At 38.0% G+C, this 13,333-nt stretch carries 13 protein-coding genes; 1 reads left to right on the top strand and 12 read right to left on the bottom strand.

Annotated elements, in window-relative coordinates; all coding sequences use genetic code 11:
- Positions 1-129 precede the first annotated feature (129 nt).
- On the top strand, positions 130-1,326 hold the full coding sequence (locus GHC26_RS14680) for an ornithine--oxo-acid transaminase (protein WP_163972006.1): 1,197 nt from the start codon (positions 130-132) through the stop codon (positions 1,324-1,326).
- Between the two features lie 816 nt (positions 1,327-2,142).
- Here GHC26_RS14680 and GHC26_RS14675 read toward each other — a convergent pair.
- From GHC26_RS14675 to GHC26_RS14620, 12 genes are all read right to left on the bottom strand, one after another.
- The gene (locus GHC26_RS14675) at positions 2,143-2,541 is read right to left on the bottom strand and encodes a hypothetical protein (protein WP_163972005.1); all 399 of its coding nucleotides are present in this window, start codon (positions 2,539-2,541) and stop codon (positions 2,143-2,145) included.
- 19 nt (positions 2,542-2,560) lie between these two features.
- On the bottom strand, positions 2,561-2,791 hold the full coding sequence (locus tag GHC26_RS14670; protein WP_264175962.1) for a helix-turn-helix transcriptional regulator: 231 nt from the start codon (positions 2,789-2,791) through the stop codon (positions 2,561-2,563).
- A gap of 423 nt (positions 2,792-3,214) precedes the next feature.
- Complete coding sequence (locus GHC26_RS14665) at positions 3,215-4,549, bottom strand: CoA-disulfide reductase (RefSeq protein ID WP_163972003.1); 1,335 nt, start codon at positions 4,547-4,549, stop codon at positions 3,215-3,217.
- Positions 4,550-4,719: 170 nt separating this feature from the next.
- Entirely contained in the window at positions 4,720-5,673 is a 954-nt protein-coding gene (locus tag GHC26_RS14660; protein ID WP_163972002.1) for an alpha/beta hydrolase, read from the bottom strand.
- Positions 5,674-5,874: 201 nt separating this feature from the next.
- Positions 5,875-6,471 (bottom strand): DNA-3-methyladenine glycosylase, encoded by a 597-nt coding sequence (locus GHC26_RS14655; protein ID WP_163972001.1) that lies wholly within the window; start codon positions 6,469-6,471, stop codon positions 5,875-5,877.
- 18 nt (positions 6,472-6,489) lie between these two features.
- A complete protein-coding gene (locus tag GHC26_RS14650) occupies positions 6,490-6,966 on the bottom strand; it encodes a helix-hairpin-helix domain-containing protein (protein WP_163972000.1) in 477 nt (158 codons plus the stop codon).
- A gap of 92 nt (positions 6,967-7,058) precedes the next feature.
- Positions 7,059-8,240 (bottom strand): DUF418 domain-containing protein, encoded by a 1,182-nt coding sequence (locus tag GHC26_RS14645; RefSeq protein ID WP_163971999.1) that lies wholly within the window; start codon positions 8,238-8,240, stop codon positions 7,059-7,061.
- A 509-nt stretch (positions 8,241-8,749) separates the two neighbouring features.
- Positions 8,750-9,307: a hypothetical protein gene (locus GHC26_RS14640; RefSeq protein WP_163971998.1), complete on the bottom strand. Its 558-nt coding sequence runs from the start codon at positions 9,305-9,307 to the stop codon at positions 8,750-8,752.
- A 3-nt stretch (positions 9,308-9,310) separates the two neighbouring features.
- Positions 9,311-9,943, bottom strand: coding sequence for an SCO family protein (locus tag GHC26_RS14635; protein WP_163972040.1), 633 nt, complete (start codon positions 9,941-9,943; stop codon positions 9,311-9,313).
- Positions 9,944-10,255: 312 nt separating this feature from the next.
- On the bottom strand, positions 10,256-11,923 hold the full coding sequence (locus GHC26_RS14630; protein ID WP_163971997.1) for a cbb3-type cytochrome c oxidase subunit I: 1,668 nt from the start codon (positions 11,921-11,923) through the stop codon (positions 10,256-10,258).
- A 14-nt stretch (positions 11,924-11,937) separates the two neighbouring features.
- Positions 11,938-12,399, bottom strand: a complete 462-nt coding sequence (locus GHC26_RS14625) for a cytochrome c oxidase subunit II (protein ID WP_205599232.1) — start codon at positions 12,397-12,399, stop codon at positions 11,938-11,940.
- 16 nt (positions 12,400-12,415) lie between these two features.
- The gene (locus GHC26_RS14620) at positions 12,416-12,580 is read right to left on the bottom strand and encodes a hypothetical protein (protein WP_163971996.1); all 165 of its coding nucleotides are present in this window, start codon (positions 12,578-12,580) and stop codon (positions 12,416-12,418) included.
- Positions 12,581-13,333: the final 753 nt, after the last annotated feature.

The following is a 13,333-nucleotide window of genomic DNA, read 5'->3' as shown; positions in this document are numbered from 1 at the left end:
ACTATCGTTATCATACCATGGAAGTAATCGAAAATCATATAAAAAACCTTTTCACGGTGTAAGCAGTAAAATGGATAAAAAACTGGTATAATAAATAGTAGAAATTGTTAAATAATATGGAGGGATTGTATGGTTCATACGAGTCAAGAGATAATCGATCAAACGCAAGAATATGGTGCAAAGAATTACCACCCACTTCCAGTTGTTGTTGCAAAGGCAGAAGGTGTATGGGTAGAGGATCCAGAAGGAAATCGCTATATGGATATGCTAAGTGCTTATTCTGCCGTCAATCAAGGACATCGTCACCCCAAAATCATTGATGCACTCAAAAAACAGGCAGATGCTGTTACGTTAACATCACGCGCTTTTCATAATGATCAATTAGGCCCGTGGTATGAAAAGGTTTGTAAATTAACGAACAAAGACATGGTATTACCGATGAATACTGGTGCAGAAGCCGTCGAATCTGCTGTCAAAGCTGCACGTCGTTGGGCATATGATGTGAAAGGTGTTGCAGAAGATAAAGCAGAGATTATTGCTTGTGAAGGCAATTTCCATGGTCGTACGATGACGGCTGTCTCCCTATCCTCTGAAGCAGAATATAAGCGTGGATTTGGGCCTATGCTTCCAGGAATTAAGATCATCCCATATGGTGATACAGATGCCTTACGCGAAGCAATTACAGAAAATACAGCTGGATTCTTATTCGAACCAATTCAAGGGGAAGCTGGAATTGTAATGCCACCTGAAGGGTTTTTAAAAGAAGCTTATGACATTTGCCAAGAGAATAACGTCTTATACATGGCAGATGAAATCCAAGCAGGCCTAGCTCGTACTGGCAAAATGTTTGCTTGTGACTGGGAAAATGTTTCACCTGATATTCTTATTTTAGGAAAAGCATTAGGTGGTGGTGTCTTCCCAATATCCTGTGTTGTCGCAAATAAAGAAATCCTTGGCGTCTTTAACCCTGGTTCCCATGGGTCAACTTTTGGAGGAAATCCATTAGCATGTGCTGTATCTGTTGCTTCTTTAGAAGTACTAGAAGAAGAAAAATTGGCAGACCGTTCCTTAGAGCTTGGAAACTACATGATGGACGAACTTCGTAAAATTAACAACCCTAAAATAAAAGAAGTTCGCGGCAAAGGCCTATTTGTTGGAGTCGAGCTAACTGTAGCTGCTCGTCCTTATTGTGAGGAACTAAAAGGAAAAGGCTTATTATGTAAAGAAACACATGAAAACGTGATTCGATTTGCACCACCACTCATTATTGAACAAGAAGACTTAGATTGGGCATTAAACCAGATTAAATCTGTTTTAGAAGCATAAGTTCAGATAGCGAGAAAATGTGAAAACAATAAAAAACAAAACAACAATAATTATACACTTAATATCAGTATAAACAGTAAGAAAAGCGAAGCGCCTTGATCACCCCCGATTAGAAAACTCGGCTTGTCGCCAAGTGGTGACAAGCCTTAGTTGCACTTATGCAGTAAGAAAGTTTTTCTTATCTGCCAAGTTTAAGCCAAGCCTCGACGTGGCGCTCTTTGCCACAAAGAGGATTGACTTATGACCTCGAGGGGGTAGGCACTGGAGCTGGACGTGGCTGTTCCTATATATGAACAAAATAAAGCAAAATTTTTATACATTCTTATCTTTCAAGAAAGAAGACCGACTAAGTTGAGTCGGTCTTCACCTTTTCTATTATGAATTTATAGATAGATAGTTATCTTATGGAAGAAACGATAGTCAACTAGCTATTTTCGTTACAGAACGTTCGCCTCGCCTCATAGAATAAGTATTACTCAAGTGAGTTACATCATAAAACGAATATCCAATCAAGCTAGTAAAAATTCATCGTAACTGAGTCATTGCTATGGATTTTGCTGTATATTTCCTAATATACAGCAGGGAAACTTCACCAATTATCGGTGTAAAAAAGGCAAAAGCTCCATAAATGGGTGCAGCAGTACCCATCTACTCTTCAATCATAAAAGAAATTAAGATAATGTTGATAAATAATAATGACAATGGAATCCATAAATTAAATTTATTTGTTTTATTATTAGTCATATTAAACATTTCCCCTTTCCTGACGCTGAACAGCCTGCTTTGTTAACCAAGAAGCGAATTTAGTATCTGAGTTCACCCTATAAACCGTTGTACAATTTGAGAAATCATAAAAACTAACAAACTTGAAATAATTGCTCCCACCATAATATTAACGGGGTGCCCCGAAATGAATCCATTATATAATCCAATTGTTCCAATCAATAAGAAACCCAGCATAAATACATATGAAAGGGCAAGTGAATTGATGATTTTGCGAAAAATACGGTCATCAGCAACAACATAGGTACTATTCCATCCATCTTCTTTTTTCTTAACTAAGAAACTGATTATTTGGTATCCCATACCAAGAGTAACTAATCCCCATAAAACCCAGAAACTGTCCTTATCCATAAATTCTGAAAAACTTAAATATCCAAAGGATAAGAAAAAAAATATATAAACAATTAAAAGCATCCACTTTCTTAAACGCATAAAATCTCCTCATATAAAGTTAATCATTCGTTTCTTTTTCTAGGTAGAATAATTTTTCAATTGGTTTATTCAAAACCTCTGATATTGTCAAAACTACACCTATTGCTGGTTCATATTTTTGTTTTTCAATAGAAATAATAGTTTGTCTATGCACACCTACTTTGTTGGCTAGCTCCTCTTGAGTCATATCAAGTGTTCTTCGAAATACTCGAACATTATTTATAACTTTTCCTCTTTTCAAACTTCCCACCTCAAAAGTGTATTATCATATACAAAATGTAGCGTAAACCATACATAAAAATTCAAAAAAGATTATACACGTTGAAAAATCTGATATCGGCTATTGCATAATCCTGCCTAGTTAGTTTAAGTATAATCGTTCACAATATCTATTTTACACTTATGACCTCGAGGGGGTAGGTGCTGGCCGATGAAAACTCGTGCGTCCTTGTGTCTATCGGCACTAGGACGTCAATCGCTCGAAGCTGGACGTGGGCTTTCCTATAAAAGGCAGTAATGAGGCCAACTTTTTATACTATACTCTCCTTAGGTTAGTGATCCATTTTCATGATAGATGGTGGCTAGCTCAAGGCGAGCCATGGTTGTTTCTTACCTTTCTAAAAAGGCTATCGAAATCGATAGCCTTTGCCTGATGAAATGCAGTTACAGATTATTAACGTTTCACTTTTCGAGTCATTTGCTGAATTGGATCCCAGACCCCATTATACGGCGGAGCATATGCCAGATCCAAATCCAGCAGCTCGTGGATCGTCATTTCATTATACAGTGCCGTTGCCAGCACATCGATTCGCTTATCGACACCTTTTTTCCCGATTACTTGACCGCCAACCAGCTGTTTTGTTTCCTGGTGGTAGACGAGCTTAAGATGCAGCGTTTTCCCACCTGGATAGTACCCTGCATGGGAATTGGCTTTGGCAGTTTGCACATCATATGGAAAGTTTAAGTGTTTGGCTTCTTCTTCTGTTAATCCTGTCCGTCCTAATGTTAAATCAAAGAATTTTACGATGGAAGTTCCCACAACCCCTTTAAAAGATAACGGATTACCCGCCATATTGGCACCAGCAATACGTCCTTGCTTATTAGAGGTGGTACCAAGCGGAATATGGTCATCCAGCTGTTTGATAATGTGATAATGAGTCGCACAATCCCCAGCAGCATAAATATTTGAAATGGATGTCTCCATATATGCATTTACATGAATCGCACCTTGTCCATTCATATGGATCCCAGTATCCTTTAAAAAACCTGTATTTGGCCGAACACCAATCGCCAGCAAGACTAAATCTGTCTCATAGGAGCTCTTATCGGTTAGCACTTTTTCTACCCGCTTTTTACCAGAAAAACCTTCCACTGATTCGCCTAGCTTCAGGTCGATGCCGTGTTTGGTCGCTTCTTCATGAATATGGGATGCCATATCTTTATCAAAGATTGGTGCAAGCTGGTCTCCCCGTTGAATAAGGCTCACTTCCTTTTTTAGCGTTCTAAAACTTTCGGCCATTTCTAAGCCAATATAGCCGCCACCGACAATCGTGACATGCTTGATATCATCACCAATATCCTTTAAGATACCTTTCGTGTCTGTTAACGTTTTTAATGTATGTATACCTTCTAGATGAATACCTTCCCAGTACGGAACGATAGGGTCTGATCCAGTCGCCATCAGTAAGCGATCATAGGATAGCTGGAACTCCTCGGCTGTTTCTGTATGAATCCCATAGACAACCTGATCTTCGCCATCAACCTGGGTGACAACCGTATTGACTTTTGCATCGATGTTATACTTTTCCCGAAATGTATCCACACTTCGAGCAATCACCTTATCGATCGAAGGAATCACACCATCAATAACGTAAGGCAACCCACATTGCCCATAGGAATAATCCTCCCCACGTTCCAATACCGTCACATCTGCTTTTCCGTCTGTCCGGATAATTTCCATTGCGGCACTCATGCCAGCCGCTACACCACCAATAATGACATAACGCATCAATATCCCTCCTTCCTTTTACCATACCCGCTTACGAGTTGGTTAATCAATGGAAAAAATATGAACATTACGTTGTGATGGAAAATCTGGGTGTGTACGAACATCTACTATACTAAAAAAGTGCAGCCCATCACGAGAACTGCACCCTTGTTATCGAATCATCTCACTGACTATTCGTCCAAAACATTATCCAGAAATACTTTTACTCGATCCTGAAATTCTCCTGTTACAATATCAAATGCTTTCGTATGTCCAGCATTAGGTACGAGCCATAATTCCTTTTCTCCACCTGCTGCATCATAAAGATCATGTGCCATCGATGTCGGCACTAAGTCATCATCTTCCCCATGAATGATCAACAACGGACGTGTATTATGCTTCACTTGCTCAACAGCTGAGGCTTCTCCTAAAAAGTAACCCGCACGAATTTGTGTGATGAGACTCGTTACATCCAACAATGGAAATCCTGGTAATCCATATATATGGTTCAATTGATGTGCTAACTCTTCTTTTACTGTATTATAGCCACTATCCGCGATAATTCCCTTCACTTGCTCTAGCAGATCTTCTCCGCTTGTCATTAGAACCGTTGCAGCTCCCATCGAGTTACCGTGTAAGATAATCGTGTCTGCCTCTTGCTCTTCTATTAAAAAGTCAATCCAATCGACAACATCCAGCCGATCATGCCACCCATATCCAATGTAATCTCCGTCACTGTTCCCGTGACCTCTGGCATCAGGCAACAAAATATCAAACCCTTCCTCATAATAAAGCTTAGCTAGTTTTCCCATATCATCACCTGTGCTCCGGAAACCATGGGCCAGAATAACCGCCTTCTGTTCTGCAGCATCATTTTCAATGAATTGTGCTACTAGATCCAAATCGTCATAAGAGGTTATTTCTATGTTCTTGGTATCCTGCTCATCAAACCATTCGTTTGCTTCCTTCAAGAGCATTTGATCTTCCTTACTAGCCTCTGCATTAACATCCGATTCTTCCCGATGGAGTTCAACCTCGGTTCCGCGTTTAATCCCTTCTCCATAAAAATAGTTCCCAGCAAATCCTAATGCGATGATGACAATCGTCATAAGACTCCCTAGGATAAGAAGTATTTTCTTTTTCATCTCATATCCCCCTGCTATCTATCTTTTTCACACACTCTTTTACTCTCATTTTGACCTATTATATCAAACTATCATTCTAATAAGTGTGTTTTCCGCAAGAGGGGTGTTCAGGTTTTCTGGCAAGGGATTCGGGAATTCTCGTCCAAGGTTCAGTTTTTAAACACGAGGTTCAGGATTCCCCCAAATGGTTGGTCATCCTCTTTATCTAGAAACAAACGGATTACCTGGTACCCAAAATCGATATGGGTAATCCTTTGCTTCTCCAGCATTATCAATTCCGATTCTCCTACCTTGCTTAATACGATTAGGAACAACTCCCTCTGCTAGCCATAGTGGTGGTTCAAAAAATGTGCCGCCATAATCCTCCATATTAATTCCCAATGCTTTTGTTAGTTTACCCGGTCCACTTGTCAGATTTTGAAACTGTTTCACTGGCCTTCTTTTTAACATGATATCAATACCAGTATAAGGCTCCACAGCTCGTATGAGTACCGCTTCTGGCTGATCTTTTTCGCCACTCACTACATTCACAAGGGTGTGGGTGTGCATCTGGTAGGTATATACATGTCCTGCTGGGTAAAACATGATTTCGGTCCGCTTTGTTCTGCGACGCTGGAAACTATGCGCTGCTTGATCCTCTGCTCCTAAATAGGCCTCTGTTTCTACGATGACACCAGACGCTGTTCCTTCTTCTGTTCGTTTCACTAAAAGACAGCCGAGCAGTTTTTTGGCTAATTCTATTGTTGGTTTGTGATAAAGCGTTTTTGGGAGTGGCTGAAAATCGTTAGTTCGTTTCATAGCACTACCCCTACTTTCTTAAGACAATTTGGACTCTTTCTCATACCAAGCCTTTATTGGTCTATTTTCTGGGTACCCCATTTTTTCTCGATATGCTTTTCTTTCATCAGTGAAGTCAAACCATTTTTTACTACTCATGGGGTTATTTGCATAGTTAATCACACAACGAATTTGGTCTTCAACACAACTATCAGTCCATACACCTAATTGTTTTTCTAATTGGTCAAAAATTTGAGCACCACTCTTGTCCTTTATTTCCGCTAATGAAAAAATACTCAAGTTAAACACCAACTTTTCAGCTAATTGATACCCAATAGAGGGAACAGTTTGAAATTGAGCTAACCCGTTATAAATCTTAGCTTTTTCTAGTGAAATATTTAACATATAAGCTATTTGTTCTGTATTAAAAGTGTGTAGTTCGCTTATTTTGACTTTAGCTTTTCTAAGTTTTAATTTTTCCTCACGTGTTAGCGGTAATTTGGTAGTTGAAGCCAAAAAACTCCCCTCCTTTATTATTAAATATTATTGCCATTAATGTCCTATTTCATATTTTGTACTCAGAATCCGAATTACTTACTCTTAAGTCATCATCGTAGTCGCTTTTTCCGTAAAGGTTGTAACCTTAGGTATGTAGCACTTCTCCATACCCATTCTAACGGACCAAATTGAAAATGTTGTAACCACCATTTGCTTATCATAATTTGAGTAAGAAATATGACACCAACGATTCCTACACCCACAACCGGACGAATAGAGCCATATAACCCAAGACCAATTCCATAAAATAAGAAAAAGCTAAGCAATGATTGTGTGATGTAATTCGTCAATGCCAGCCGCCCTACATAAGTAAGTGGAGTAAGAAGCGTTTTTCCCATTCCTGTTTGCGCCAACAACGTAATGGAACTAATATAAAACAATGCCGAAGCACTGCCACCAATATTATCCTGCATGTACGAAAACCATAGTGGATTTCCATATAAATATGGTCCCATTTTTAATAAAACAAATAAAATCAAGCTTCCTATCCATACTTTCACAAGAATTGACCTATGTTGTGCTGGATCGTGAAGCCACCGTTTTCGTGCAATATACATGCCAATTAAAAAGAACGGCAAAATCGTGCCTACTAATAAGAGATAGGTTAGTCCTCCATTCCCATAAACCCAATCCGTATAATTTTGAGATAGAATTACAGAAAGATCATTACTGCGATAATTAAAAATTGCCGTTTGGATAGCCACTTCATTGGAGACTTGCAAATAATCTCTTACTGTAAACATAGCCAGTGTCAATAATCCGACACTACCTAACAATAATGCTAATGCCCACGCAATAAGCGTACGATCCTTTACATGGATAAAAGCTAATAACATTAATCCGATGATGCCATACGTTAACAATATATCGCCATGCCATATCAAAAAGGCATGCAATAGGCCAAACGCTATTAATACGACTAATCGCAGACTTAGAAAGGCATAACTATTTAATTGTTTTACTTTCAATCGATCAATTAAAATTTGAAATCCCACACCAAATAAAATAGAAAATAAGGTATAAAAACTAGCTTGAAAGAAGATATCAATCACATTCAGTGTTACTTGATCTATTGGTGATGTCCAAGCATCATATTCCCCACCATAGAGAAAGTAAGGAGCTGAAAATGCACCGATATTGACGATAAAAATCCCAAAGACAGCAAATCCACGACTCGCGTCAATCCACTCATACCGCTGTTTTTCCTTTGTTGGATGTGTCGATAAGCTCATGTATACAAATTCCCTTCCATGTTATTTCTTCCCTATCTATTCTACATGGATGGAGCTCCTTCCTTCTAGTAAGAGAGTTATAAGGAAAAATCGGCTGTCTATTCAACTTTTTAATCAGTTAGCGAGCCTCTCTGTTACCTTCTTGCTATTTTTCTTGCTCATTCGGGCACTGATAAGCATGGCCTACGCGTCCAAAACATCTATTCTAAAAAAAGTAATCCTGGGACATTAAAATTTTAGCAACGTCGAGTCTACTTCTTAGCTAAAATTTTATACTTTCCTAACGTGGAACAAAAGCTAGAAGCGCCTTGATTACCCCCGATTAGAAAACTTGGCTTGTCGCCAAGTGGCGAAAGCCTTAGTTGCACTTATGCAGTAAGTAGTTTCTTATCTGCCAAGCATAAGCCAAGCCTTTTCGGCGATAGCCTTAAATTGCACTTATGCAGTAGGAAAGTTTTTATGCTTTCTGCTAAATAAAAAGGATAGCTCGCCAACTGGAGCTATCCGCTTTATTCATAATCAGATGGATTAATGAACAGTAATTGAATTAAATAAATGAGTATTGCGGCTGCCATGGTAATAAACCCCCAGCCCAGGGTTACTTGTTCCATGACCAAATAGTTATTACATAATTGAACTGGTGATACAATATATAAAATCCCCATCCCTGTAAATTGAATGAAAAATATAATAAATGTTACATTTTTCCAAACTGTTGAAAGCTTATTCCAGCTGTCACGTAAAGGTACACCAGCCAAAAATGGTAAACTAATAAATTTAAAGATCTCAACTAATGGCATCGTTAGTGCATCATCCATTGTCCGTGGAATCGTCCAATAAAACATAATAATCATAAATAGCAAGATACCTGGAATTCCGTTTGTATTAAATTTAGCAAAGAACGCAGGAAATTTTTTTTGGAAAAATGGTGCCATTAGTGCTCCCGTAATGACCAATAAAGGCATTTGCATGTGCATATGAATAATCATAATGGATTCTAATATATCTACAACAGGGGGAAGCATAAGAAACAATAAAGAAACAAGGCCTACGATTACCTGTGTCATCTATTATCCCCCCACTTCTTGATCAAGAATCGTCTTTACTCGTTCTGCTGCTTTGTCTGGTTCTTTATAATCCATCACATCAATTAAATAACCCTCGGGATCCACTAAATAGAATGCAGAATTATGCGTGAAATTTCCAGCATCATCAGGAATAACAATAACGCCGAATTCTTCTAACAAGTTATCTAATTCCGTTTGATCAGGGATTCGCGCCATCCGCCACGTTTCTCCATCACTTTCAAAGTATCCTCTATATTTTGTTAATGTTTCGGGGTCATCACGCTCTGGATCAAAGCTAATACTTAAGAATCTAATGTCCTCTCCAATATATTTTTCAGGAAGCTGCTTATAAACTTGTAGCATATTCATCTCTAATTCGGGACAGACATCTGTACAAGATGTGTACATAAACGTAATAAATAAATAATCTCCTTCAAAATCAGAAATCGGATAAACGCGCTCTTTACTATCTTCCAATGTTACTTCTGGAAACTTTGGTTGTTCCTCGAGTAAATCATTTGTTCTTGCCGTTTCTGCTGTAAATGCTTGAAATCCATCTGTGCCAATATAAAATAACGCAACACCAAATAAGATGACAACGATTATCGCGATCGTATTATGCCTGTTTTTGATCATCACAATCACTTCCTTCAAAATCTTAGCTTCCTCATGATATCTTTTAAAAAAGCCATGTTGTACGTTAATTGCAGGAAAAAACTGTCTAATAAATGATGATGATATTTATTTTCGTTTTATTATCCTAAATAGTGTTAAACTTGTGACTCTTTGAACATATATTTGAATAAAAAGGGATAGCCCGAGCAGATAAGCTATCCCTTGTTGCTTTTAAATTACATCTAATGACAATCGTTTTTAGTATGTTCGACTAATGTCACCACTTTTTGTTGTACGACGAACCACTATTGATGGGCAAGCAACTTTTACTGTTTACCATGTTTTGAATGGTGGTGATCCTGGGTCGCCGATGAAGTCTACTATTGGAATTACGTAAGCCATTGCTACAATAATAAGCATAATTAAAATAGTACGACTCCAGCGTTCTGTCCAGAACGGTGTTTTACTTGCATTCTCTTCTTCTTCTCCAATTGGAAATTCTTCCTCACCTTTAGGTGCACGGAACATTAAGTGGAACATGTTATATACTTGCATAACTACAGCAACAATTAAGAGTGTGCCTCCAACAGCTAAGAAGATTAAATATGGATCCCATCCTAATGCTGTTGCATTATCACCATAAGTTGTATAAGAAGTTCTTCTTGGTGATCCTAATAATCCTACTAAGTGCATTGCAATCGCCATAGTGGACATACCAATTGTCCATATGATTGTTGTGATAACACCTATTTTATTCATTTTCTTAGTTAGTACACGTCCTGATAACCGTGGAATTAACCAGTATGCAACACCAAAGAATGTTAGTGCTACTGTCATTGCTAATGTTAAGTGGAAGTGACCAACAATCCATAATGAGTTATGCACTACTTGGTCTAATTGGTTTGTTGTTTGAACAATACCACCTGCCCCAGCAGGGATAAATGCAACCATTGCGATAAATGGTGCTAGGAAGCGAACATCGCCCCATGGTAATTTTTTAAAGAATCCAAATAAGCCTTTAGCTCCTTTTGCACGTCCTGTACGTTCAAATACGGAGAACATTGCATAAGCAGTCATTAATGATGGGAATCCAACTGCTAAACTCATGAATACGTGCATATATTTAACTGATTCAGAGATACCTGGGTCAATGATTTGATGGTGGAATCCACCAGGGATATTTAAAACAACTAGTAAAATAACGACAACACGAGTTAATGTATCACTAAAGCGTTTACCACCGATAACTTTAGGTATGATAACATACCATGCTGAGAGTGCTGTCATATACCATATGTTAACTAATGTATGCCCGAATGCCCAGAATAACGTACGGCTTAGCATAACGTTGATTGTTTCCATCCAGCCAAATGCCCATGGAATAATCATGAACACTTCGATTGCTACTGGAATACTTGAGAAGAATAATAGTACAAACACACCAGTTGCAAAGAATGAAAGAATTGGTAGATGTTGCCCTTTATGATTTTTTCTCCAGTTAGCAACTTGGATAAATGCACCGAATGCAGCCATCCATACACCTAATACAATAAATACTAATCCGATATAGAACCAAGGTGATGCTGCCATTGGTGGGTAAAATGTGTACATAACAGATGCTTCATTCATAATGATTGGAACAACTGCAAATACGAACCCAACAATCTTCATCCAAAAACCGATCCATACCATCTTTCTTACTTTCGGTAGTAATCCACCTAATGTGTGGGATAAACCAGCATAGAAGTAGCCAATGGTGAAGAATGCAGTAAATACGAGAATAAGCAATAGTCCATGTGCTGTTAATACTTGATAGTAATTTAACCATGATGGTAATTCAAATAATCCAGCACGGTTCAGTCCTTGAACTAAACCGAGAATACCACCAATTAATAATGCTAGAAAAGTTACAGTAAAATATGATTTCGATATTTTAGCATCTAAAGGGTTAACACCCATCGCTTCGTTTGCTTTCGTTTTAATTGTTTCAGCTAAAGCCATCTGACTTCCCTCCTTTATTTAACCGTAATGGTCGTAGACATCATTTGGTGACCAGCGCCACAATATTCGTTACATAGCACTAAATATTCACCTGGTTCATTAAATGTTTGCGTAATTTTCGAAATATATCCTGGCATAACCATTGCGTTCACATTTGTGCCAGCAATTTGAAAGCCGTGTGTTACATCTTTTGATGTCATTGTAAATGTTACCTCAGAACCTGCTGGAATCTCGATCTCATTTGGCGTGAATGAAAATATTTGAAGTGTCATCACTACTTCATATTTATTCTCGCCTACTTCATAGACACCAGGCTCATCAAATGGTTCTATTTCATCTACTTTTTGCGGATCAATGGTTTCTGAGTGACTTGGCGGTCCCATTTCTAATGCAAATGTTTGATAGCCTGCGATTAGAAAAAATCCAACAATCATTGCAGTACTTAACGTTAACCATATTTTCTCATGACGATGCATAATCTTCTTCCTCCTTTTAAATATTAACTTGAGCCATATACAACCAATAAATTGCTATATACAATAGAAAAATAAATCCTCCAACAAAAATCATGGATGAAGCAAAAGCTCCTTTGTTTGAATGCTCTTGTTCCTCATTTTTGCCAACTTGCTCTTCAGGGTTAACTTTATTCATTTCCATGAAAATCAACCTCCCTTTAGATTTCTTACTTACATCTTATTTGGGAATCGTTCTCATCGAAGTGAATTCAATCACAACAGGGTGTGATTTTGCTAACACCCTTTAGATTTTAGAGTGCTTTTTTCTACAAACACATTATAAAAGCGTTAGAACCCCTGTCAGGACAAGGTTTTAACGCTTTTTATAAATATTACAATTTGTAACGATATCGACACATTTAGTTAATTATTTTGTATAAAGCGAGTCTTGGTCTACCTGTGTGATGAGAATCGGTCATCGTGAGGCGAGGTTCGGTTGTCACGTGGCAACGTTCAGTTGTCGTTCACGGAGGTTAAGTCTACGTGCCAAAACCACAAGAGCAAAAAGAGACCATCCCTAACATATTAAGTAGTTCACTTACCTTGGAGGAAGCGATAAATCACATAACGAATAGCATAAGATTTTACCAACAAAGGGCCAAAGATGGGTGATGACGGACAAAACTTTCTCAAAATACGATCGGTCTTGACAACCTGTCTATCGGCTGATTCCCTATCATTGTTCGATGCAATTGACCTTGACACTGTATGAAGGACAAATATATTCTAATTTCCACTTTACCAACGCCTGTTAGCAATATGTAATTCGAGTCCTATTTTTACTGTTAAAAGAGAGGTTATTTATTAATAAGCTTTGTTATATCAACTAAAAATGGCATACCAATCACTAATGTGATTTGATATACCATTTCGATTGTTAATTTAGATTTTCTCC

This window comes from Oceanobacillus halotolerans, assembly GCF_010993955.1.
Lineage (GTDB): Bacteria > Bacillota > Bacilli > Bacillales > Amphibacillaceae > Oceanibacillus_A > Oceanibacillus_A halotolerans.
Note: the sequence above shows the minus strand (reverse complement) of the source record. Positions and strands in the feature narration are given on the sequence as shown.

Excerpts from the sequence above, each read along its gene's own strand:
- GHC26_RS14680 (WP_163972006.1), top strand. The coding sequence starts at position 130 with ATGGTTCATACGAGTCAAGAGATAATCGATCAAACGCAAGAATATGGT.
- GHC26_RS14675 (WP_163972005.1), bottom strand. The coding sequence starts at position 2,541 with ATGCGTTTAAGAAAGTGGATGCTTTTAATTGTTTATATATTTTTTTTC.
- GHC26_RS14665 (WP_163972003.1), bottom strand. The coding sequence starts at position 4,549 with ATGCGTTATGTCATTATTGGTGGTGTAGCGGCTGGCATGAGTGCCGCA.
- GHC26_RS14660 (WP_163972002.1), bottom strand. The coding sequence starts at position 5,673 with ATGAAAAAGAAAATACTTCTTATCCTAGGGAGTCTTATGACGATTGTC.
- GHC26_RS14655 (WP_163972001.1), bottom strand. The coding sequence starts at position 6,471 with ATGAAACGAACTAACGATTTTCAGCCACTCCCAAAAACGCTTTATCAC.
- GHC26_RS14645 (WP_163971999.1), bottom strand. The coding sequence starts at position 8,240 with ATGAGCTTATCGACACATCCAACAAAGGAAAAACAGCGGTATGAGTGG.
- GHC26_RS14640 (WP_163971998.1), bottom strand. The coding sequence starts at position 9,307 with ATGACACAGGTAATCGTAGGCCTTGTTTCTTTATTGTTTCTTATGCTT.
- GHC26_RS14635 (WP_163972040.1), bottom strand. The coding sequence starts at position 9,943 with ATGATCAAAAACAGGCATAATACGATCGCGATAATCGTTGTCATCTTA.
- GHC26_RS14630 (WP_163971997.1), bottom strand. The coding sequence starts at position 11,923 with ATGGCTTTAGCTGAAACAATTAAAACGAAAGCAAACGAAGCGATGGGT.
- GHC26_RS14625 (WP_205599232.1), bottom strand. The coding sequence starts at position 12,399 with ATGCATCGTCATGAGAAAATATGGTTAACGTTAAGTACTGCAATGATT.
- GHC26_RS14620 (WP_163971996.1), bottom strand. The coding sequence starts at position 12,580 with ATGGAAATGAATAAAGTTAACCCTGAAGAGCAAGTTGGCAAAAATGAG.